Origin of the sequence: Clostridium algifaecis (assembly GCF_017874415.1) — a bacterium.
Classification (GTDB): Bacteria; Bacillota; Clostridia; order Clostridiales; family Clostridiaceae; genus Clostridium_B; species Clostridium_B algifaecis.
The window spans coordinates 272,261-295,677 of sequence record NZ_JAGGLM010000001.1; the positions used below are offsets into that span (position 1 = coordinate 272,261).

A 23,417-nucleotide genomic window follows, 5' to 3' on the forward strand; every position below is an offset into this window, starting at 1 on the left:
CATGAAAGCTGTTATAGTATCTGGTGGTGCTGCACCTTCTGATAATCTTTTAAAAGAAGAACTTAAATCAAGCCAAATTTTAATATGTGCAGATTCCGGTGGAAATTGCCTTTATAAAAATAAAATAGTACCAGAATATCTTTTGGGTGATTTTGATTCCATAGATGCTAAATCCTTGGATTTTTTTAGAAATACAGATTGCAAAATAGAAAAATATCCTGTGAATAAAAATTTTACAGATACTGAAATAGCTTTTAATAAGGCAGTAGAGCTTAAAGCAGATGAAATAGTATTTTTAGGATCTACAGGAAATAGGATAGACCACTTATTTGGAAACATTGGGATGCTTAAAAAATGTTTGAATCGTAATATAAAAGGATATATAAAAGATGACAATAATTCAATAGAAATTATAAACAAATCAACTACTATAGATGGACATAAAGGAGAAACTTTTTCACTCTATGCTTATTGTGATTCAGTAAAAGGTTTAAGCATAATAGGTGCAAAATATAAGCTTGATGAATATGATTTGATACTTGGAGATTCTAGAACTGTATCGAATGAATTTTTGGATAATGAAGTGAATATTGTGTTCAAAAGTGGAATTGTTTTATTATTTAGAAGCAGGGATTAAATATTTTAGTAACAATATTTAGTTTTGGTGCATATAATAATATAAAGCAATTTTAAGGGATAATATCATGGGAAAAAAATGTTTAAAAAGAAGGACAAAGAGAAAAATAGGAATAATTGTCGTTTCTGTAGGAGTGGGATTAATGCTCACCATTATTATCCCTATATGGGGATGGATAATAGCTGGAGGGACAGTACTTATTTATTTCGGATGGTGTTTAATAGAAAATCATAGATAAGGAGGATTTTCTCATGAAAATTATTACATTCAAACTTCCTGGAATTTTATCTGCTATTATTAAATTATTTAAAAGAAAGAAAAAATAAATGGATATTAAAAAATAAAAATGCAATTGCATATACAACTGCATTTTTTATTCTTATATAGCACGCTGAACCTTTCCTGAACGAAGGCATCTTGTACAAACATGTATTGTTTTTGGGGTTCCATTAACAATTGCCTTTACTTTTTTTACATTTGGAGTCCAACTTCTCTTGGATTGACGGTGTGAATGGCTGTACTGAACGCCAAATACAACACCTTTTCCGCATACTTCGCATTTTTTTGACACTAAAAACACCTCCTTACAGAATGTGAAAAATCTCTCCTCAATTCAAACATTATTTATTTTACCACAAAATTAATAATCCTTGCAAGTATATAGTCATATACTTTATAATATTTTCTTGAATAAATGTTTTATTTAATATAGAATATGTTATGTAATATTAATTATACAAGGAGGTTTTTAATATGATAGGTAGTATTGCCAGTGAAATTGGTCAAATTGATTATTCAGAAGAATCAGTTGCAAATATAGTTGGAATATCGACTATGGAATGCTACGGTGTAGTAGGCATGGCTTCGAAGAATGCAAAAGATGGCCTCTGGGAGACTATAAGAGGCGGAAGTCTCAGTAAGGGAGTAAAAATTCGTTCTAAAAATAATGAACTTCTAATAGAGCTATATATAATGGTTGAATATGGAACAAAAATTTCTGTTATTGCAAATAATATAATACAGAAAGTAAAATATAATGTAGAAAATTATGTGGGGCTTAAGGTTTCTACAATTACGGTAAATGTTCAGGGCGTCAGAGTCTAGGGAGGAATTTATAAAGATGGAGTACTTAAAGATAGATGGACAGCGTTTTTACAATATGATGGTCAATGCTAGCAACGATCTGGAAAAGCAAAAAGACATTGTGAATTCGTTAAATATTTTTCCTGTTCCGGATGGAGATACGGGAAGTAATATGTCTATGACACTTAAAACAGCTGTACTAGAAATAAAAAATATGAAAAATGACTCTCTTGGAAAAATAGCAAAAAAATTAGCTAAAGGTGCTCTTATGGGTGCAAGAGGAAATTCAGGAGTAATACTTTCTCAAATATTTAGAGGTATAGCTAAAGGACTTGAGGATAAGGTTGAAGTGGATTCAGCAGGTTTTGCAAATAGCTTAAACGAAGGAGCAAAATATGCATATAAAGCTGTTATGAAACCTACTGAAGGAACAATTTTAACAATTATAAGATCTGCAGGAGAATGTGCCTTGAATTCTAAGGAAAACAATATAACTGCACTCCTGCGTGAAGTATGTTCTCACAGCGAATTCATGCTTGATAAAACACCTGAAATGCTGCCGGTTTTAAAAAAAGCAAATGTTGTTGATTCTGGCGGAAAAGGACTTCTTATAATACTTAAAGGTATGTACAATGCACTGGAAAATGGGTTGGAAAATATAGAAATAAAAAATTTTACTGAAAATCAAATTAAAGCTGAATCTGCTGCTAAAAAATTAGGAAAACAGGATATAAAATATGAATATTGTACTGAATTTTTTATACATGCTAAATATGTAGACTTAACAGAATTTAAAGAAAAACTTTCTGCTATAGGTGATTCTATGGTGGTAGTAAATGATGATGAAATAATAAAAGTACATATTCATACTAATGATCCAGGACTTGTATTGTCTCAGGCCATCAAGCTTGGTGAATTATCCAAGATAAAAGTAGATAATATGAAAGAGGAACATAGTCATATGCTTGGAATAGATGAAAGCGAAGGAGAGAATGTTAAACCTAAAAAATATGGATTTATCTCCGTATCAATGGGTGAAGGCCTAAAAAATATATTTAAGGATTTGGGGACCGACTGTGTTATAGAAGGTGGTCAGACTATGAATCCGAGTACCAAGGATATTTTAAATGCTATAGATAAAATAAATGCTGAAAATATTTTTATACTTCCTAATAATAAAAATATATTTATGGCAGCAAATCAGGCAGCTGAGATAAGCGAAAAAAACGTAAAAGTAATAGCTACGAAGAGTATACCTCAGGGAATAACATCACTTATGACTTTTAATTCTGAAATTGATGCAGAAAGTAATGCAAAATCTATGGAAGAAGCTATAAATAGAGTAATTACCGGCTCTATAACTTATGCTGTAAGGGATACAGAAATAGATGGAAAGTCTATAAAAAAGGGAAATATATTAGGACTTGTGGATGGAACTATAAAAAAGGCTGGAAATGATATATTTGAAGTATGTAAATATATTATAGATGATATTGTAAGTGAAAATAGTGATCTTATAAGTATATATTATGGTAAAGATTGTAATGCTGAAAAGGCAAAAGAATTTGGAGAGGAAATAGAGAAAAAGTATCCGGATATGGATGTTCAATGTTATAGTGGAGATCAGCCTTTGTATTATTTTATAGTTTCAGTTGAATAAAAAAAGCCGTAAGGCTTTTTTTATTTAAATCAAGAAAAGAGGTGATTTTATGGATGTATATGATGATATTGGAATGCTGAAGGGAGTTGGACCTAAAACTTTAGAAAATTTAAATAAATGTTGTATATTTAATATACTTGATCTTTTATTATATTTTCCAAGGAATTATAGTAATATTTCAACTTTAGAAAATTCCAATTTAAAGAAAGATAAAATTATATTGAAATGTCAGGTTAAATCTATAGAAAGGGATATAAGAACGAAGACAGGAAAAACAATATCAACAGTTGTATTTCAAAATAAAGATGGAATTTTTAAAGGAAAATGGTTTAACCAGCCTTATATGAAAAATAACTTTAGAATAAATTGCCAATATACAATAATGGGAAAAATCCAGAGATTTAAAGGAACTATTTCCATACTAAACCCTGTTGTAATGAAACAAGGAGCAGATGATAAAATTGAAAAAAGAATATTACCCATATATCCTTTGAAATCAGGATTAACAAACAATCTATTTACTAAGCTGATATCTAATGTACTAAGTAAAATTAAAATTTCAGAAAATCTTCCACATGAAATAATAGATAAATATAAGCTTTGCAGTCTGGATAAAGCTTTAAGGACAATACATAATCCTGTAAATTTAAAGGACTTAAATGAAGCTAAAAGGAGGCTTAAATTTCAGGAACTGTTTACATACTCTTTAAAAATTTTAATGCTTAAAAGTTATTATAATAAAAATAAGAGTGGCATAGCATTTAAAATTTCTGGAGAATTAATTGATTTGAAGGAAGCGATACCATATAAGCTTACAGAATCGCAAAACAAAGTTATAAGAGAGATACTGGTGGATGAAAAAAGACAGAATTCTATGAATAGACTTGTGCAGGGGGATGTTGGAAGCGGTAAGACTATAGTAGCAATTATTGCTATTTTCAATGTTGTGAAAAATGGATATCAGGCAGCATTTATGGCACCAACGGAGATACTCGCAAAACAGCAGTATGAAGATAGCGTAAAACTTTTAAAAAATTTTAATGTGAGAATAGAAATTTTATGCGGAAGTACAGGTAAGAAAGATAAAGCTATAATAAAAGAGAAACTGAAAAATGGTAATATAGACATCATAATAGGAACTCATGCACTAATTGAAGATGATGTAGAATTTAAAAATTTAGGAATTATAGTTACGGATGAACAACATAGATTTGGAGTAATGCAGAGGAGTAAATTGGAAAATAAAAGTAAAAATGCTGATATTCTTGTTATGACAGCAACACCTATTCCTAGAACTTTAAGCTTGTACTTATATGGGGACTTGAATGTATCAACAATAGATAAACTTCCACCTGGAAGACAAAAAATAGAAACGTACTATACAGATAAAATGCATAGAAACAAAGCATATGAATTTGCAATAAGTGAAATAAATAAGGGCAGACAGGTGTACATAGTATGTCCTTTGGTAGAAAAAAGTGAAGATAGTGATCTGAGTTCTGTAGAAGACATTTATAATGAATTAAAAAATACGTATTTTAAGAATATTAAAGCAGACATATTATATGGGAAAATGCCTCCAAAATCAAAGGAAGAAATAATGAATAAATTCAAAAATGGAGAAACGAGAGTTATAATTTCTACTACTGTTATAGAAGTAGGTATAAATGTACCAAATGCATCACTAATGATAATAGAAAATGCAGAAAGATTTGGACTTGCCCAACTGCACCAACTTAGAGGAAGAGTTGGAAGAGGAAAGTATAAGTCATATTGTATCCTTATTGCAGATATAAAAAATGATATAATAAGAAAGAGAATGGAAATTATGAAAAGCAGCAGCGATGGATTTTTTATAGCTGAGCAGGATTTAAAAATACGTGGAACTGGTGAAATTTTTGGATTTAGACAACATGGAGAAAATGGACTTGTAGTTTCAGATTTAGTAGATGATATAGAAATATTTAAGCTAGCTAATAAGGAGGCAAGAAAACTTATAAAAAGTGAGGTTAAGGAAGATATAATGATTAGAAATGAAATATTTAATAAAATAGAAAATAGCTCAAAATATATATGCTTTAATTAGCATTTTAAAAACTATCAACATAAGTTAATTGAAAAAAATTTTGTGTATAATTAAAATTTATGTTAAAATATTATGGATAATGACAATATAAAATTAGGAGGAAGTTACATATGAGAATAATTGCAGGTCTTGCTAGAGGAAGAAAATTATTGCCGCCAGTTGGATATGGTACAACAAGACCTACTTTAGATAGAGTTAAAGAATCAATTTTTGATATAATACAAAATAAAGTACCTGGAGCAGTAGTATTGGATGTATTTGCTGGTACTGGAAGTTTGGGACTTGAGGCTGTTAGCAGAGGTGCTAAATCATGTTATCTGGTGGATGGAAGTATGGAAACTTTTTCAATATTAAAACAAAATGTGAGCAATTTACATTTTGAAGATAAATGTATATGTTTAAATACAGATTCTTATAAAGCACTTGATGAGTTTGCAGATAAAAATACAAGTTTTGATTTAATATTTATAGATCCACCGTATAGAAAAAATATGATTCCTGAGGCGTTTTGTATAATAGGCGAAAATAACTTGCTTAATGAAAATGGAATTATAGTTACTAAAATTGATACTATAGAAGAAATATATAAAGGAAACAAATACATTTCTTTAAGTGACCATAGAAAGTATGGAAAAACTACTATATGTATTTATAAAAAATGTGTGGAGGGAAAATAAAGTGAGTGTAGCAGTTTACCCCGGAAGCTTTGACCCTATTACAAATGGACACGTTGATATAATAGAAAGATCAGCTGCAATATTTGACAAAGTAATTGTTGCTGTTCTGGTCAATCCTGAAAAAAAAGGGTTTTTTAGTATAGAAGAAAGAGTAAAGCTAATAAAAAAAGTTGTAGGCAGGATGACAAATGTATATGTAGAAAGTTTTAGCGGCCTTTTGGTGGATTTTATGAAGCAGAGAAATGCTAAGGTTATGGTAAAAGGACTTAGGGCTGTATCTGACTTTGAATATGAATTTAATATGTCCCTTATGAATAAAAAGCTCTGTCCTGAAGTGGAGACTATGTTTATGATGACAAGTGCCATGAATTCATTTTTAAGTTCCACTTCTGTAAAACAGGTTGTTATGTTTGGAGGGAGCATTAAAGGCTTAGTTCCAGATGATATTATACCGGATATAGTAAAAAGAGCTAATGACAATCATAAAAAGATTAATTGTCCTTAGGAGGGAAAAATATGGAGACTATGAAACTACTAGAATATCTTGAAGAAATTATAGAAACATCTGCCAAAGTTCCTATGACGGGTAAAGTAATGGTGAGTAAAAAAGAAATTTTAGAAGTAATAAGTAAAATAGTAAATTGTCTTCCGGGCGAATTAAAAAAAGCACAATGGGTAGTAGATGAAAAAGAAAGAATACTTAATGAGGCTATAAGTGAAGCTGAAAGTATGAAGAAAGAAAATTTAAGTATATTAAGGCGTCAGATAGAGAATCATGATATTACAAGAGAGGCAGACAAAAGAGCTGCAGAGATAATATCATCTGCAAAGAAAAATGCAAAGGCTATACGTATGGGAGCTAGAGATTATGCAGATGATATACTTCACCAATTGGATATGGAAATAGAAAGAAAGAGCAAACAGATGATTTCTGATTTAAAAGTTCAGCTACAGCAATTTGTGGATGATTTAGAAGGAGGTATACATTTAAATACAGATTCTATAAAGGAAAATATAAATGAATTAAGAAATATGAAATAGTTGTCTTAATTTAAATAATAAAAATGGCAATATTAGAAGTATAAGTGTTATTATAAATAAAATATTACTATTGCTGCTTGATGTGAAATAATAAAAAAACGTTTCTTTGGATATTTTAGTTTCATATATTTTAAATATAGATATACTTATTATTGAACATATAATTCCATGAAGCAATTTTCTAAATATGTATCTTTTCATGGAAATATTGAATTTGTATGTGAAAGAATAAACCTGGGATATAATTGAAAAACCGCTAAAAGTAAGTAAAAAGCTTATAATTAATACTTTAAAAAAAATCTCAGCATGGGATGTAGATATTAAATTACAGCCATTAGTCATTTCAATTATTCCAAGCAGTGTACCCTGTACAACTTCATTTGAAATATTAAATATTTGTGATATTTTATCTGTAAACTGGTAAAATATGAAATTATGTTGCAGCATATTGTTTATTACTGAAAAAGCAGTTACAAAACCTCCTATGGATAGGCATGTTTTTATTGAAGTTTCAATACTGCTTTTAAATATATTTCCTATATTCAGGGTTATATTTGACTTATGTTTTATATAGGGTATATTTTTGTACTTTTTTTTAACTGGAAGTATAAAACCCATAACCATACAGGAGATCAAATTTGATATTAAAAATAAATATCCAATTTGTACACTGTTAAACATGGATATTCCTACAGAGCCAAGCATAAAAATTGGACTTGAATTAGAAGCAATATTTAGTAATCTTTGAAGAGTGTATATATCTATTTCTTGATTTTCATAGAGATCACAGGCATATTTTGCTCCAAGTGGATAACCGCAAAGTATACTTATTACAATTGCAAAGCTGCAATTTATAGGGAGTCTTAATGGCCGACACAGGGCTTTTCCAAATAGTTTGGAATATATGTATATTCCATTGCAGTTTATTATTACGTTTGATACTACCAAAAAAGAAAATAAAGATGGAAATACTTTATAAAAAAACAATACAGCTCCATTTATGGCACCGTCTATACACAATTTTGGAGAAATTATGATTTGGATAATTAGTAAAGAACAAATTATAATTATGAATAAATTTTTATTTTTAAATAAAAGATATATAAGTGCTGTTATTGTTAAAATTAAAAGTACATAAAATAAAATTTCCAATTGTAAATCACCTGCTTTTTAATATAATTCCAATGTTAAACATATTAGAATTATATTAAAAAGCAATGCTGGTTATGCAGGTATATAAATTATATATTTTTAAAGCTGTTTTCCTGCAATATAATAGGACTTTTTATATAGTCAAAATTAAAACCTATAGATTTGTTTAGAAGACTGTAGGCTCTGGTGGAGGCTATATCCATATCAAGTATATCATCTATGTCATCCGATTTTTTGGGAAGTTTTGTATAAACAGGTATGGAAGAATTATCTTTTATTTCTTTTAATACCTTTATTCCTGTTTTATTGAATCCGAGCACTCTTGCATAAGGACAATGTTCATTTCTGAGTCTTGAAGTATTCCAATTTTCAAATCCGAGGAAGAACTGACATAGTATTCTACTTATTCTGCTGTATGCATAGCGTTTTGTCTTTGACGCTTTTACTATGCTGTCGTATGTATTATTATTTTCTATAGCTCTATAAATTCTATTTTCTATTCCTTCAGATATATCTGGAAGTGATAGCATTGATTCTCTATTAAAGAAATATTTATATTTTAAGTATGGAACCATTAAATCCTCAGGAGAAAAATTATAATTGCAATTTTTAAACTCATTTATTATATTATAAGTTTCATCGGGTATGCTTTCTTTTAGCTTATGGATATCTTCGGAAGATTTCAAAAAATGTCTGATTCCAGAAGCACTTGAAAAGTTATTCCTTATTTTGATACTGTTATAATTTTCCCCCTGTCTTTTTATAGAAAATGGTTTTATGCTGCTTTTTAATTTTTTCAAAGTTTTTAAATATTCTATTGCAAGTATATTATTAGAAGATGAAATCAGAGTTTTTAGTTCTTCACTTGATATTTTTAGATTCATATTTTTATTATGATTGAAAAAATTAATTATAGAATTACTTCTGGCTTCAGCATAAGAAACACCCTTTAAAAGTTCCATTTTTAGATAATTTTTGAATTCCTGCGGTTCCAGATATAATATATTCGATATTGAACTCAAGAGATCTATATTATCACATTCACTTCCGAAACATATATTATTTACAACCTTTAAATTATTCATAAGACTTATTGCACCATGAGAAAAAAATTCAGCAGAAGATACACTGTAGACAACAGGTAATTCCAGTACTAAATCCACTCCATTTAAAAGTGCAATTTTTGTTTTATTCCATTTATCTATTAAAGATGGTATGCCACGTTGAACGAAATTTCCAGACATTATGGCTATAACAGCCTGGCAGTTTGTTATCCTTCGTGTATTTTTGATATGATATATGTGGCCATTGTGAAAAGGATTGTATTCTACTATAATGGCGGTGATGTTCATTCTGATTTTATCCTCCTATTTTTTATATAAATATAATTTCTAAATACAACAATTATTATAACAGATAAAAATAATTATTATAACAGATAAGAAAAATTTTTTAAAAAAACTGCTTAATTTTCATATTTTTATTGAAATCTATATTGAAAAAGGATTATATTATAAATGTATGATTTTTTATATTTATTTTAATTTTGAAGGGAGAAACGAATATGAAATTAATGAAGCAAATTTGGGATAAGGCAAGAAAAGATAAGAAAAAAATTGTCTTGGCTGAAGGAGAAGAAGAAAGAAATTTAAAAGCTAGCGAAAAAATAGTTAAAAACAATATTGCAGATGTAATAATAGTTGGAAACAAGGATGTAATAAAAGAAAAAGCTAAAAAATTAAATGTAGATTTAACAGGAGTTGAAATGGTAGATCCAGATACTTCTGAAAAATTAGAAGCATATTCAAATGAATTTTATGAACTTAGAAAGAAAAAGGGAGTTACTCTTGAAAAGGCTAACAAGATAGTTAGAGATCCACTATATTTTGCAACAATGATGGTTAAACTAGGCGATGCAGATGGACTAGTATCAGGTTCAATACATACTACAGGCGATCTTTTAAGACCAGGACTTCAAGTTATAAAAACAGCTCCAGGAACTTCCGTAGTTTCAAGTATATTTATGATGGAAGTACCAAATTGTGAGTACGGAGATGAAGGTTTTCTATTATTCTCGGATTGTGCAGTAAATCCAAATCCAAATACTGAACAATTAGCAGCAATAGCTGTTAGTACAGCAGAAACTGCGAAGAACTTGTGTGGGATGGATCCTAAAATAGCCATGCTATCATTTTCAACTAAGGGAAGTGCACAGCATGAAAATGTAGATAAAGTTAGAGAAGCAACTAAACTTGCAAAACAAATGAATCCTGACCTTAAAATTGATGGTGAGCTTCAGTTAGATGCTGCTCTTGTAAAAGAAGTTGCCAATTTAAAAGCACCAGGAAGTGAAGTTGCAGGAAATGCTAATGTACTTATATTCCCTGAACTCCAAGCTGGAAACATAGGATACAAATTAGTTCAAAGGTTTGCAAAAGCAGAAGCTATAGGACCTATATGTCAGGGATTTGCAAAACCTATAAATGATCTTTCAAGAGGCTGCAGTTCTGATGACATTGTAAATGTAGTAGCAGTAACAGCAGTACAAGCACAGTCAATAAAGTAATATACGATAAAGCAATATAAAAGGAGATGGCTATATGAAAATTTTGGTAATAAATTGCGGAAGTTCATCTTTAAAATATCAATTGATAGATATGAAAGATGAAAAAGTACTCGCAAAAGGACTTGTAGAAAGAATAGGAATAGAAGGATCAATTTTAACTCACAAGGTAAACGGTGAGAAGTATATTACTAAACAACCTATGGAAGACCATAGAGTAGCTATAAAATTGGTACTTAATGCTTTGGTAGACAAAGATTATGGAGTTATTAAGGATATGTCAGAAATATCTGCTGTTGGACATAGAGTTGTACATGGCGGCGAGAAATATGGAAATTCAGTTTTAATAGATGGCAATGTCATGAAAGCTATAGAAGATTGTGCAAAATTAGCACCATTACATAATCCACCAAATTTGATAGGAATAAATGCATGTAAGGCACTTATGAAAGATACTCCAATGGTAGCAGTATTTGATACTGCATTTCATCAAACTATTCCTGACTATGCATACACTTATGCAGTACCATATGAACTTTATGAAAAATATGGAGTTAGAAAATATGGTTTCCATGGAACTTCACATAGATTTGTTTCTATAGAAGCTGCTAAAATGATGGGAAAAGATATAAAAGATCTTAAAATTATAACTTGTCATTTAGGAAATGGAGCAAGCGTATGTGCTATTGATGGAGGAAAATCAGTAGATACCAGTATGGGATTTACTCCACTTGCAGGACTTTGCATGGGAACTAGATGCGGCGATATAGATCCAGCTGTAGTACCATTCCTTGTAAAAACTGCAGGAATGTCAATTGATGAAGTAGATACTATGATGAATAAAAAATCAGGAGTATTTGGTGTGTCAGGCGTAAGCAGTGACTTTAGAGATGTTGAAGCTGAAGCAGCTAAGGGAAACAAAAGGGCAAGGCTTGCACTAGATTTATATGCTTATAAAGTTAGAACTGTTATAGGTTCTTATATAGCAGCATTAAACGGAGCCGATTGCATAGTATTTACAGCAGGTTTAGGAGAAAATTCAGGATCATCTAGAAAAGAAATATGCAGCGGACTTTCAAATCTTGGAATTGTACTTGATGAAGAGAGAAATAAGGCAGCTGGAGTAGCAACTGAAATAAGCTCAGACAATTCAAAAGTAAAAGTTTTTGTCATACCTACAAATGAAGAACTTATGATAGCAAGGGATACAAAGGAAATAGTTGGATAATAGAATATATTAAATAAATCTTGACTTTTAATGCTCATCTCTATATAATAAATTGTGGCTGAGGCTAATATGTAGAGGTGAGCATTATGAAATTGGATGTATCTGATCTATTGGAAAAAGATTTATTTACTAAGGAATTGGATCTTATTTTAGAAGAAGATAGTTTTTATGATGGCAGCGAACACATTGATGTGGTAAAGCCTATTAAATTTTCGGGCAGTCTTGAAAAAACAGGAGATATATTTGTTTTAAAAGGCGAGGTCGATACGGTATTAAAACTTACTTGTTCGAGATGCTTAAAAAAATTTGATTATGCTGTGAATATAGAAATTTATGAAAAATTTACAGATAGTGAAATGATCAATAAAGATGAGGATATTATCTTTATCAATAATGGTTACATAGATATTAACGAAATATTGGAAAATAACATAATATTAACATTGCCTATAAAAAGACTTTGCAAAAAGGACTGCAAGGGGTTGTGCCCTAAATGCGGTACTAATCTAAATGATTCAACTTGCAATTGTAAGAAGGATGAAGTTGATCCAAGGTGGGCAGAGTTAAAGAATATGTTTTCTAAGAATTAAGGAGGTGTTGTCGTTATGACAAGTCCAGCAAGAAAGTCATCAAAAGGAAGAGGAGCAGCAAGAAGATCACAAAGCTTTACACTTGGTTTACCAGGAATTGTTGAATGCCCTCAGTGCCACGAAATGAAGCTCGCTCATAGAGTATGTAAAAATTGTGGATATTATGATGGTAAACAGGTTGTTTCATCTGAAAAATAGTTAAAGAAAGTCGATAGGCTTTCTTTTTTTGGCTTTATGTATTATTTTATTTACTGTTAATGTGATATAATTAAAAGAGTTTAAGCTTGGTTAGAGGATGTGAGTGAAGTGATAATTGCTGTTGATGGTATGGGTGGAGATTTTTCACCACAGGAGGTTGTAAAGGGAGCTGTTGCTTCTCTTGAAAAAAATGATATAAATATAATAATAACTGGAAAAGAAAATGAAATAACTATGGAGTTAAACAAATATAAATACGATAAAAATAGAATTACTATCCTTGATTCAAGTGAAGTAATAAGTACTAACGAACATCCTGTAATGGCAATTAGGAAAAAGAAGAATTCAAGTTTAGTCAAGGCTCTTAAACTAGTATCAGATGGTATGGCAGATGCAGTAGTTTCAGCTGGAAGTACTGGAGCCTTCATGGCAGGTGCTACACTTATAGTAGGCAGGATAAAAGGCATAGATAGAGTTGCTCTGGCGCCTGTAATGCCTGGAAGATATGGAAGCTTTATGGTTATAGATTCAGGTGCAAATGTAGATTGCAAGCCTGAATATTTGTTCCAATTTGCTTTGATGGGAAAAATATATTTTGAAAATGTAATTAAAATCAACAACCCTTCTATAGGACTTATAAATATAGGTGAAGAAGAAGAAAAAGGAAATGAACTTACAAAAAAAGTGTATAAACTTTTAAAGGAAAGTGATTTGAATTTTGTAGGAAATGTAGAACCAAGGAATGTATCAGATGGTAAAGTAGATATACTTGTATGTGATGGATTTGTTGGAAATACTGTTTTAAAAATGTATGAGGGTGTTGCAATTAATTTACTTGGTATGCTTAAAGATGATGTGATGAAATCTTCAAGAGCTAAAATAGGTGCATTATTTATGAAAAATGTATTTAAAAATATGAAAAGTAAATTTGACTATTCAGAGTATGGAGGCTCGTCATTTTTAGGATCAAAAGGAGTATGTGTAAAAGCACATGGAAGTTCTGACAGCAGGGCATTTAAGAATGCTATATTTCAAGCTAGAAATTGCTGTAAAAATGAAATTATAGATAAGATAAAATTAGAAATTGAAAAGATTCCACGCATTATTTCAGAATAATTAAATATAAATTGTATTGACGGTATAAAATATTTGTGTAATATTATTTATGTATAAAATTTTAGGAGGGGAAATTATGATTTTTGAAAAAATAAAAAAAATAATAGCTGAACAACTTGGAATAGGTGAAGAAGAGATAAAAATGGAGTCATCATTTGTAGATGATTTAGGTGCAGATTCACTTGATATAGTTGAGCTTGTTATGGCTCTTGAAACAGAATTTGATTTAGAAATACCAGATGAAGAAGCAGAAAAGATATCTACAGTGGGAGATGTAGTTGAGTACATAAAAGCTCATACAGAAGAGTAGCGCTAAAGTCCCGTTTTTATGCGGGACTTTAAATTTTTAATTATTAAAACTGCAGTTTATTCTTGAATTTGTTTTTATTTAAGCAAACTGAGGAATAAACTTCAAAAGGAGAAAAAACAAATGGAGAGTTTTTCAAACAATTTTGAAGAATTAGAGGAAAGATTAAATGTATGCTTTAAGGACAAGGAATTACTAAGAACTGCGATTACACATAGTTCTTATGCAAACGGTAAGAAATGTATAAAATTCAATGAAAGACTTGAATTTTTAGGAGATGCAGTTCTTCAACTTGCTATATCCGAATATTTATTTTTGAATTATAAAGATGAACCTGAAGGGGTACTTACAAAAAAAAGATCTATTATAGTGTGTGAAACATCACTTTATGAAGTAGCCAAAAAATGGAACATAGGAAAATATATAAGAATGAGCAAGGGTGAAGAATTAACAGGTGGAAGAGAAAGGGTATCTATACTTGCAGACTGTGTTGAAGCCATAATTGCTGCATTTTATATAGATACCGGGTACAAAAAAGTTGATAAATTTATAATAGAAAATTTCAGTGAGATTATAGAAAAAGCAGTAAAAAATGAAATAGTTCTTGACTATAAGACTAAACTTCAGGAGGTAATGCAGCAAAATGGTGATGTTTCAATAGATTATAAACTTATTAATTTTCAGGGGCCTCCCCATAGAAGAAAATTTTATACAAGTGTATCTGTAAATGAAAATATCCTCGGAAATGGCATAGGCTATAGCAAGAAACAATCAGAGCAGAATGCTGCATATAATGCACTTAAAAAAATGAGCAAGTAGTGAAATTTCTATAAAAATAAAAACTGGAGGTAGAAGCTATGGGAAAAAGTCATTACATAATACCCATATTTGTACCAAATGAGGGATGTCCTCATAATTGCGTTTTCTGTGATCAAACTACAATCACAGGTAATGAAGAGAAAGTAGATGGAACTTTTGCTAAAAATATTATAGAAAGATATTTAAAAACTATAAATAGGAATTCAGCTGCAGTTGAAGTGTCCTTTTTTGGTGGCACATTTACGGCTATAGACATGAATAAACAAAAGGAACTTTTAAAAGTAGCTAAAGAATATAAAGACATGGGACTTGTAGATTATATACACCTTTCAACGAGACCGGATTATATAGACAATGTTATTTTAGACAATCTTAAGGACTATGATGTGGATGTTATAGAACTTGGGGTGCAGTCACTTGACAGAGATGTACTTATAAAATCAGGCAGGGGGCACTCTAAAGAGGATGTCATAAAGGCATCATCTTTAATTAAAGAATATGGATTTGTTTTAGGACATCAAATAATGCTTGGACTTCCTGGAGACAGTTTTGAAAAGGATATAGCTACAGTAAAAGAATCTATTGATATGAAACCTGACATATATAGAATATACCCGGCACTTGTAATAAAAAATACTCCTATGGAGATTATGTATAAAAGAGGAAATTATAAACCCTATAGTTTATATGAGGCAGTTAATATAAGCAAGATATTGTATTGTATGCTTGAATCAAGAGGTATAAATATAATAAGAGTTGGATTGCAGCCTACAGAAGAAATAAATGTGGGAGCTGAAATAGTAGCAGGACCGTTTCACCCTGCGTTTAGGGAACTGGTTTTAGGAAGTATATATAATGAAATATTAAAGAGGAGTATACCGAAAAATTATAATGACCAGATAGAAATTAAAATTAATGAAAAAGATATATCAAAGCTATATGCTGATGGGAAAAAATTTTTTAACGATACCAAACACAAACTGGGCTTAAATAAAATAAAAGTTATCCAGGATAATAGTGTAAATAGAGAAAATTTAGTTTTAATTTTAAAAGATGGCAAGATAGAAATATCCTTAAAAAACTTTATGGATAGCGTATATACAGGGTCAGGTATTAATATAGCAAGGGAGTGATATTATGAAGAAAAATACTAGAGAAAAAATGACTAAATTATTTGTAACACTTGTAGTTATTATGTTTGTAATTAGTCTTATTCCATTGCTTGGAAGATAGGAGATTTACATGTTTTTAAAAGCTATTGAGATAAGGGGATTTAAATCCTTTGCAGACAAAACTGAACTTACATTTACAAATGGGGTTACATCTATAGTTGGTCCCAATGGCAGTGGGAAGAGCAACATTTCTGATGCAGTCAGATGGGTATTAGGCGAGCAGAGTGTAAAAAATCTTAGAGGTGGGAAGATGGAAGATGTAATCTTCTCTGGAACTCAATTCAGGAAACCTCTTGGATTATGTCAGGTTTCATTGACTCTTGATAATGAAGACCAAGCACTTCCTATCGATTATACATCTGTTACAGTTTTGAGAAGGCTTTATAGGTCAGGAGAGAGTGAATATTATATAAATAATACTAAATGCAGACTTAAGGATGTATATGAGCTGTTTATGGACACAGGTCTTGGAAAAGAAGGATACTCTATAATAGGACAGGGCAAGATAGATTTGGTTTTGAGTGGAAAACCAGAGGAAAGAAGAAGTCTTTTAGAAGAAGCTGCGGGAATTGTGAAATTTAAATGGAGAAAAGAAGAAGCTGAAAAAAGGCTCAAAAATACAAATGAAAATCTTGTAAGAATAGAGGATATTCTTGGCACTTATGAAGAAAGATTGGAGCCTTTAAGTATTGAAAATAAAAAAGCTAATGAGTTCTTGAAAATTTCTGAAGGATTAAAGGAAAATGAAATAAATTTACTGGTAAATTCTATAGATGAAATTCAAATTAAAATAGATAAACTGAAAAATTTAAGGCAGGATAATAAGAAGATTATAGACAATTTTAATTCAAAGTTTGTAAAATTAAAATGTAGTATAGACAGCTGGAATAATGAAATACAGCATATAAATGAGGTTAGAAACAGTTTTCAGAAAAATTATTATAATAGCAAGACTGAAATTCAAAAAAAAGATTCAGATATAAATCTTTTAAAAGAAAGAATATCAAACTTGAAAAGTAATATAGAAAAAAATTCTTCAGAATATAAAGACGCAGAAAATAAGCTTGTTGAAATAATTAAAGAAAAGCAAGTGCTTGGAGAAGACTTTTCAAAATTAGACGCTGCTGAAAAAAATTTAACTTGTGAAATAATTAATTATAGTAATAATTTGAATGAATTCGTAGAATCTGTATCTAACGAGAATAGCAGCATTAAAGATTTAAAAGATAATCAGATAGAATATTTAAGTACTGTATCAAATTTAAAAAATAGAATAGCAACACTGAAGGAAAATATGGAAAAATCAGAGGAAAAACAAAATTCTATAAAAAATTCCTGTAGAGATTATCAAAATTCTATAAAAATAAATACAACTACCAGTTCAATGCTTGAATCTGAAATAGGTTCTATAAATAAAAAAATCAATAACTGCCAGATCATAATTCAAAAGAATAAGGGAGAAATTTTAAAGTTTAAAGCTTCTCTTAAAAAAGAACAACTTGATTTAAAAAATTTAAATAACATATATATGAAATTACATGCAAATCACAATATGCTTATAAATCTGGACAGACAGTATGAGGGCTATAACAGAGCTGTGAAAATGCTCATGAAAGATATAAAAGCTGGAAAAGTGAATGTAGATTCAGAAAGCTGTTTTGTACTTGGTGAGACAATTAAAGTAGATAAAAAGTTTGAAGTAGCTATAGAGATAGCACTGGGTGCTGCTATTTCAAATATTATAACCAAAGATGAAATTTTAGCAAAACAACTTATAAATTATCTAAAAACTAACAATCTTGGAAGAGCTACGTTTTTGCCCTTAACTATAATAAGAAGCAAAAGAATATCCGGCAGAGGATTCGATGAAATTGATGGATATATAGGAATTGCCAGCGACATTGTAAATTATGATAGATATTTTAAAAATGCAGTGGAGTATGCTTTGGGAAGAACTATAATTTCCAGAGATTTGGACAGTGCACTTAAAATAGCAGGCAAGAGCAATTATACTGTTAGGATAGTTACTCTTAAAGGAGAGATAGTTAATCCTGGCGGAGCTTTAACAGGTGGAAGCTTAAAAGGTAGAGGAAGCAATATAATAGGCAGGAAAAGGGAAATTAAAGATATAGAATTTAAACTTGAAGATACAGGAGATAAAATAAAGGTACTAAACGAAAATGTACTAAGTTATGAAGACAATATAAAAAAGCTTGACGAAAAAAATTTAGATTTAAAAGATGAAATTTATTCAAATAATATAGATATTACTAAATTGGAAGGAAAGATAAGTAATATAAATAGTGAAAACTTGAAACTTGAGAAAAACATAGATATATCAAAAAAGGAAATAGACAATATTATTTTAGATGCAGCTGGTATCAAGAGTGAACTTGAAAATAAAAAAAATGAGCTCAAAGATTTTGATATTAAACAAAATAAAAACAATGAGGAAATAATTATCCTGGAAAAAGAGCTACAGGGTAAAAATAAAAGAATAGATTATTTAAGGGAAAAACTTACAGATATAAAAATAAAGAAAGCTAAAGTTCATGAGGGATTGTTAAATAAAAGCAGCTCAATTGAAAAGTTGAATAAAGATATAGATGAAATGAATGGTAAAATTCAAAATTTAAAAACTGAAATAGAAGTATTTAAAAATAATATAGATGAATACTATAAGAAAATTGAAAAAAACAAATTAAATATTGAATCAATAGAAAAAGAAAGAGAAATGTCAAACAAAAAAATAGAGGAATTGAATTTAAATGAAATAAAGATAAAGGAGGACATAAAAGTTTCCGACAGTGAATCACAGTCCCTTGAACTTGAAATAAATAAAAAAGAAGAAGAATTTCACAATCTTGAATTGAATTTAACTAAGCTTATAACTGAAAGTGAAAATATACATTCAAGATTAGAAACAGATATGAAAATAAAATATGAAGATGCACTTGAATATAAGACTAAAATAGATGATATGGAAAGTTTCAGAAATAAAATAGAATCTTTGAAAAAGAAAATATCTGATATAGGAGTTGTTAATTTAGGTGCTATTGAAGAATATGAGGGATTGAAGAAGAAGGTTGTTTTTATGAATTCTCAAAGGGAGGATTTAATAAAGGCAGAAGATGAACTGAAAAGTCTGATTACTCAAATGACAAAAAAAATAAAAGTTGTATTTAACGAAAATTTTAATATATTGAGAAAAAATTTTAATGAGACCTTTAAGGAATTATTTAAAGGTGGAAGTGCGGATCTCATACTTACAGGAGGAGATGAGCTTACAGGAAGTATAGATATAAATGTACAGCCTCCAGGTAAAAAACTTCAAAATATAAATTTGATGTCTGGAGGTGAAAAAGGCTTATCTGCGATAGCACTCTTGTTTGCAATACTTAAAATGAAACCAACTCCGTTTTGCATATTGGATGAGATAGAAGCGGCGCTTGATGATGCCAATGTAGCAAGATATGCAGAGTTCCTTAAAAAATTTTCTAAAAATACGCAGTTTATTGTAATAACACATAGGAAGGGAACTATGGAGGCTAGTGATGTATTATATGGAGTAACAATGGAGGAAAAAGGTATATCTAAAATTGTATCTGTTGATTTAAATGAGCAGGTATCTTGAATTAACAAATAGAAAGAAGGCATATTATGGCATTTAGCGGATTTTTTGATAAATTAAAAAATGGTCTTACAAAAACAAAGAATAATTTAACAGGAAGAATAATGGACGTCTTGAGTGGCACTGTTTCTATAGATGATGATTTATATGAGGAGTTAGAGGAAATACTTATAACAGCTGATATAGGAGTAGATACAACTCTGTACATAATAGAAAAATTAAAAGAAAAAATAAGAGAGAAAAAGATAAAGGATCCATCTCTTGTAAAGGAATGTTTAAAAGAGGTTATTATAGATATATTGGGAAATGAGAAAGGAAGTATAGAACCTAAAAGTACTCCAGAAGTTATTTTAGTTATCGGGGTAAATGGAGTTGGAAAAACTACATCTATAGGTAAAATAAGTTCAAAACTAAAGAGTGATGGATATAAAGTTCTTATGGCAGCGGCAGATACTTTTAGGGCAGCAGCTATAGAGCAACTTGAGGTTTGGAGCAGCCGTGCTGGTGTTGATATAGTAAAACATCAGGAGGGATCGGATCCTGCTGCTGTTATATTTGATGCAGTTCAGGCATCTAAGGCAAGAGGTACAGATGTTTTAATATGTGATACAGCAGGAAGGCTTCATAACAAGAAAAATTTAATGGATGAGCTTGCAAAAATAAACAGAGTAATTGACAGAGAATACAAGGATGCATCAAGGGAGACTCTTTTGGTTTTGGATGCTACTACAGGACAAAATGCTGTTCAGCAGGCAAAACAGTTTATGGAGGTTTGCAAAATAGATGGAATAATTTTGACTAAGCTTGATGGAACAGCTAAGGGAGGAATTGTTATATCTATAAAACATTCTTTGAATATACCTGTCAAATTGATAGGTGTTGGAGAAAGTATAGATGATCTTCAGGAATTCAATCCTTCAGATTTTGCAGAAGCATTATTTTAATGATGAACTGGTATTACTAAAAAATATGCTGTTAAGTAAATTTACTTGACAGCATATTTGAATTCTGATATTATAGTTTTGCTGAGAAAAATTATAGACTTATTTTTAAATAAATTTTGAGGAAGTGACAGTGCATTTATTGCAAGAAGTCATGGATGAGAGGATAAAGCTTTCTATACTTCTGGATATATATGGAGCATTATTGACGGATAAACAGAATGATATAATGGATCTGTATTATAATTGTGATTTATCTCTGGGAGAAATAGCAGAACATACAAATACAACCAGGCAGGCTGTTTATGATATTATAAAAAGATGCCATAAGCTTTTATTTCAGTATGAAGAAAAGCTTAATCTGATGCAGAGCAAAATAAAATTAAAAAAATCAAAAAAAGAAATCTTAAATATGCTTGATTTGATTACAAACTTGGAAAATAATGATTCAATAAATAAAATAAAGAAATATATAGTGGATAATATTTAATTAGTGGGAGGTTTAACATGGCTTTTGATGGATTGGCGTCTAAGCTCCAGGAAACTTTAAAAAAGCTTAGGGGAAAAGGTAAGCTTTCGGAAAAAGATATAAAAGATGCTATGAGAGAAGTGAAACTGGCACTTTTAGAAGCAGATGTTAACTACAAGGTTGTACGTAATTTTATAAAAAGTGTCAGTGGGAAGTGTTTGGGCGAAGAGGTATTTAAAAGCCTTACTCCGGCACAGCAGGTTGTAAAGATTGTAAATGAAGAATTGACTGCTTTGATGGGCAATAGTGAAAGTTCTATTGAATATGATTTAAATGGCATAACTGTGATAATGCTTGTGGGACTTCAGGGTGCAGGTAAAACAACTATGTGTGGTAAACTTGCACTGCAGCTCAGAAAGAAAAACAAGAAGCCTCTTCTGGCAGCTTGTGATATATATAGGCCGGCTGCTATAAAGCAGCTTCAGGTTGTAGGAAAACAGATAGATATTCCTGTGTTTTCTATGGGAGATAAGGTATCTGCAGTTGATATATCAAAAGGTGCTGTAGAATATGCAAAAAATAATGATTTAAATGTAGTTATAATAGATACAGCAGGAAGACTTCAAATAGATGAAGAACTTATGGGTGAGCTAAAAGACATAAAGGAAACAGTAAAGCCAAATGAAATTATGTTGGTTGTAGATTCAATGACAGGACAGGATGCAGTTAATGTTGCTGAAAGTTTTAATTCACAAATTGATATTTCTGGTATTATACTTACAAAGCTGGATGGAGATACCAGAGGAGGAGCTGCGCTTTCTATAAGGGCAATGACAGGCAAGCCTATAAAGTTTATTGGAGTAGGCGAAAAAATGAATGATTTCCAGGTATTTCACCCTGACAGAATGGCTTCAAGAATACTTGGAATGGGAGATGTACTTTCTCTCATAGAAAAAGCAGAGCAATCGATAGATAAGGATAAAGCTAAGGAAATTGGAGAGAGAATGCTGAATAAAGAGTTTAACTTTCAGGATTTTCTAAACTTAATGGAACAGACAAAAAAGCTTGGACCTATAAGTAAACTCGTAGAAATGATACCTGGAGTAGACTCTAAAGCACTCAAGGGAATGGATCTTTCTCAAGGAGAAAATGATCTAAAGATTAAAGAGTGTATAATAAATTCTATGACGCAAAAGGAAAGAAAGAATCCATCACTTATAAGTGCATCTTCTTCAAGAAAGAAGAGAATTGCGGCAGGCTCAGGTACTAGTATACAGCAGGTTAACAAATTACTTAAGGATTTTGACAAGATGAAAAAAATGATGAAACAGTTTAGTGGGATGCAGGGTGGAATGAAAAAAGGATTTAAAAAAGGATTATTTGGAAAGTTACCCTTTTAAAACAGGTATTATATATTTTGATTTAAAGATAACTTAATTTATAGGACATTATGTATTTTATAGAATTTTGTCCACAAGTTTGAGGAGGTGAAATAAATGGCAGTAAAGATAAGATTGAGAAGGATGGGTGCAAAAAAAGCTCCATTCTATAGAATAGTTGTTGCAGATTCAAGATCTCCAAGAAATGGAAGATTCATAGAAGAATTAGGATATTACAATCCTACAACAGAACCAACTACTGTAAAATTCAATGAAGAAAAAGCTGTACAATGGATAAAAAATGGTGCTCAGCCAACTGATGTTGTAAAAAAGCTTTTTACTAAAGCTGGATTAGATGAGAAGATTTCCAAGTAGTTACTGGGGGTGATTATGTGAAGGAATTAGTTGAAATTATAGCTAAATCATTAGTAGATAACCCAGATATGGTTAAGGTAAATGAGATTGCAGGTGAGCAGTCAATAATTCTTGAACTGAAAGTTGCACAGGAAGATATGGGAAAAGTAATAGGAAAACAGGGAAGGATAGCTAAAGCTATAAGAACTGTTGTAAAAGCAGCAGCAATAAAGGAAAATAAAAGAGTTGTTGTAGAGATAATATAAGAGTTAGGTTTTCCTAACTCTTATATTATCTTAAAAATATTATCAGTT

General features: G+C 30.3%; 25 protein-coding genes. 22 read left to right on the forward strand and 3 right to left on the reverse strand.

Features of this window, described 5'->3' with window-relative positions; all coding sequences use genetic code 11:
- Position 1: 1 nt before the first annotated feature.
- Positions 2–637: a thiamine diphosphokinase gene (locus J2Z42_RS01370; RefSeq protein ID WP_209700562.1), complete on the forward strand. Its 636-nt coding sequence runs from the start codon at positions 2–4 to the stop codon at positions 635–637.
- Positions 638–704: 67 nt separating this feature from the next.
- Entirely contained in the window at positions 705–875 is a 171-nt protein-coding gene (locus tag J2Z42_RS01375) for a hypothetical protein (RefSeq protein ID WP_209700563.1), read from the forward strand.
- Between the two features lie 141 nt (positions 876–1,016).
- Here the strand turns inward: J2Z42_RS01375 and rpmB are convergent, their stop codons facing one another.
- Positions 1,017–1,208 (reverse strand): 50S ribosomal protein L28, encoded by a 192-nt coding sequence (gene rpmB, locus J2Z42_RS01380; RefSeq protein ID WP_209700564.1) that lies wholly within the window; start codon positions 1,206–1,208, stop codon positions 1,017–1,019.
- A gap of 182 nt (positions 1,209–1,390) precedes the next feature.
- Between rpmB and J2Z42_RS01385 the strand changes: the two genes are divergently transcribed.
- The 6 genes from J2Z42_RS01385 to J2Z42_RS01410 all read left to right on the forward strand — a co-directional run bounded on the left by J2Z42_RS01385 (position 1,391) and on the right by J2Z42_RS01410 (position 7,184).
- Positions 1,391–1,741, forward strand: a complete 351-nt coding sequence (locus tag J2Z42_RS01385) for an Asp23/Gls24 family envelope stress response protein (protein ID WP_209700565.1) — start codon at positions 1,391–1,393, stop codon at positions 1,739–1,741.
- A gap of 16 nt (positions 1,742–1,757) precedes the next feature.
- The gene (locus J2Z42_RS01390; protein WP_209700566.1) at positions 1,758–3,380 is read left to right on the forward strand and encodes a DAK2 domain-containing protein; all 1,623 of its coding nucleotides are present in this window, start codon (positions 1,758–1,760) and stop codon (positions 3,378–3,380) included.
- 49 nt (positions 3,381–3,429) lie between these two features.
- Positions 3,430–5,466 carry an ATP-dependent DNA helicase RecG gene (gene recG / locus J2Z42_RS01395; RefSeq protein WP_209700567.1) on the forward strand — a complete coding sequence of 679 codons (2,037 nt, stop codon included), beginning with the start codon at positions 3,430–3,432 and terminating at the stop codon, positions 5,464–5,466.
- A 110-nt stretch (positions 5,467–5,576) separates the two neighbouring features.
- Positions 5,577–6,143, forward strand: coding sequence for a 16S rRNA (guanine(966)-N(2))-methyltransferase RsmD (gene rsmD, locus J2Z42_RS01400; RefSeq protein WP_209700568.1), 567 nt, complete (start codon positions 5,577–5,579; stop codon positions 6,141–6,143).
- 1 nt (position 6,144) lies between these two features.
- The gene (gene coaD / locus J2Z42_RS01405; protein WP_209700569.1) at positions 6,145–6,648 is read left to right on the forward strand and encodes a pantetheine-phosphate adenylyltransferase; all 504 of its coding nucleotides are present in this window, start codon (positions 6,145–6,147) and stop codon (positions 6,646–6,648) included.
- An 11-nt stretch (positions 6,649–6,659) separates the two neighbouring features.
- The gene (locus J2Z42_RS01410) at positions 6,660–7,184 is read left to right on the forward strand and encodes an ATP synthase subunit B family protein (protein ID WP_209700570.1); all 525 of its coding nucleotides are present in this window, start codon (positions 6,660–6,662) and stop codon (positions 7,182–7,184) included.
- Here the strand turns inward: J2Z42_RS01410 and spoVV are convergent.
- The gene (spoVV, locus tag J2Z42_RS01415; protein WP_209700571.1) at positions 7,167–8,336 is read right to left on the reverse strand and encodes a dipicolinic acid transporter SpoVV; all 1,170 of its coding nucleotides are present in this window, start codon (positions 8,334–8,336) and stop codon (positions 7,167–7,169) included. The genes J2Z42_RS01410 and spoVV overlap by 18 nt on opposite strands.
- 89 nt (positions 8,337–8,425) lie before the next feature.
- On the reverse strand, positions 8,426–9,688 hold the full coding sequence (locus J2Z42_RS01420; RefSeq protein WP_209700572.1) for a nucleotidyltransferase: 1,263 nt from the start codon (positions 9,686–9,688) through the stop codon (positions 8,426–8,428).
- A 212-nt stretch (positions 9,689–9,900) separates the two neighbouring features.
- On the opposite strand from J2Z42_RS01420, the gene pta reads away from it, so the two are divergent.
- From pta to J2Z42_RS01495, 14 genes are all read left to right on the forward strand, one after another.
- The gene (pta, locus tag J2Z42_RS01425; protein WP_209700573.1) at positions 9,901–10,902 is read left to right on the forward strand and encodes a phosphate acetyltransferase; all 1,002 of its coding nucleotides are present in this window, start codon (positions 9,901–9,903) and stop codon (positions 10,900–10,902) included.
- Between the two features lie 34 nt (positions 10,903–10,936).
- Positions 10,937–12,127, forward strand: a complete 1,191-nt coding sequence (locus J2Z42_RS01430; RefSeq protein WP_209700574.1) for an acetate kinase — start codon at positions 10,937–10,939, stop codon at positions 12,125–12,127.
- An 86-nt stretch (positions 12,128–12,213) separates the two neighbouring features.
- Positions 12,214–12,717, forward strand: coding sequence for a YceD family protein (locus tag J2Z42_RS01435; protein ID WP_209700575.1), 504 nt, complete (start codon positions 12,214–12,216; stop codon positions 12,715–12,717).
- Between the two features lie 15 nt (positions 12,718–12,732).
- Positions 12,733–12,915, forward strand: a complete 183-nt coding sequence (gene rpmF, locus J2Z42_RS01440; RefSeq protein ID WP_209700576.1) for a 50S ribosomal protein L32 — start codon at positions 12,733–12,735, stop codon at positions 12,913–12,915.
- A 108-nt stretch (positions 12,916–13,023) separates the two neighbouring features.
- Positions 13,024–14,031 carry a phosphate acyltransferase PlsX gene (gene plsX / locus J2Z42_RS01445; RefSeq protein WP_209700577.1) on the forward strand — a complete coding sequence of 336 codons (1,008 nt, stop codon included), beginning with the start codon at positions 13,024–13,026 and terminating at the stop codon, positions 14,029–14,031.
- A gap of 76 nt (positions 14,032–14,107) precedes the next feature.
- Positions 14,108–14,341, forward strand: a complete 234-nt coding sequence (gene acpP / locus J2Z42_RS01450; RefSeq protein WP_209700578.1) for an acyl carrier protein — start codon at positions 14,108–14,110, stop codon at positions 14,339–14,341.
- A 120-nt stretch (positions 14,342–14,461) separates the two neighbouring features.
- Positions 14,462–15,157 carry a ribonuclease III gene (gene rnc / locus J2Z42_RS01455; RefSeq protein WP_209700579.1) on the forward strand — a complete coding sequence of 232 codons (696 nt, stop codon included), beginning with the start codon at positions 14,462–14,464 and terminating at the stop codon, positions 15,155–15,157.
- A gap of 38 nt (positions 15,158–15,195) precedes the next feature.
- Complete coding sequence (locus J2Z42_RS01460; RefSeq protein ID WP_209700580.1) at positions 15,196–16,290, forward strand: elongator complex protein 3; 1,095 nt, start codon at positions 15,196–15,198, stop codon at positions 16,288–16,290.
- Between the two features lie 109 nt (positions 16,291–16,399).
- Positions 16,400–19,963, forward strand: coding sequence for a chromosome segregation protein SMC (smc, locus tag J2Z42_RS01470; RefSeq protein ID WP_209700582.1), 3,564 nt, complete (start codon positions 16,400–16,402; stop codon positions 19,961–19,963).
- 26 nt (positions 19,964–19,989) lie between these two features.
- The gene (ftsY, locus tag J2Z42_RS01475) at positions 19,990–20,904 is read left to right on the forward strand and encodes a signal recognition particle-docking protein FtsY (protein WP_209700583.1); all 915 of its coding nucleotides are present in this window, start codon (positions 19,990–19,992) and stop codon (positions 20,902–20,904) included.
- A gap of 151 nt (positions 20,905–21,055) precedes the next feature.
- Complete coding sequence (locus J2Z42_RS01480) at positions 21,056–21,391, forward strand: putative DNA-binding protein (protein ID WP_209700809.1); 336 nt, start codon at positions 21,056–21,058, stop codon at positions 21,389–21,391.
- 17 nt (positions 21,392–21,408) lie between these two features.
- The gene (gene ffh / locus J2Z42_RS01485; RefSeq protein WP_209700584.1) at positions 21,409–22,770 is read left to right on the forward strand and encodes a signal recognition particle protein; all 1,362 of its coding nucleotides are present in this window, start codon (positions 21,409–21,411) and stop codon (positions 22,768–22,770) included.
- A 96-nt stretch (positions 22,771–22,866) separates the two neighbouring features.
- On the forward strand, positions 22,867–23,124 hold the full coding sequence (rpsP, locus tag J2Z42_RS01490; RefSeq protein WP_209700585.1) for a 30S ribosomal protein S16: 258 nt from the start codon (positions 22,867–22,869) through the stop codon (positions 23,122–23,124).
- A 17-nt stretch (positions 23,125–23,141) separates the two neighbouring features.
- The gene (locus J2Z42_RS01495) at positions 23,142–23,369 is read left to right on the forward strand and encodes a KH domain-containing protein (protein WP_209700586.1); all 228 of its coding nucleotides are present in this window, start codon (positions 23,142–23,144) and stop codon (positions 23,367–23,369) included.
- Positions 23,370–23,417 lie beyond the last annotated feature (48 nt).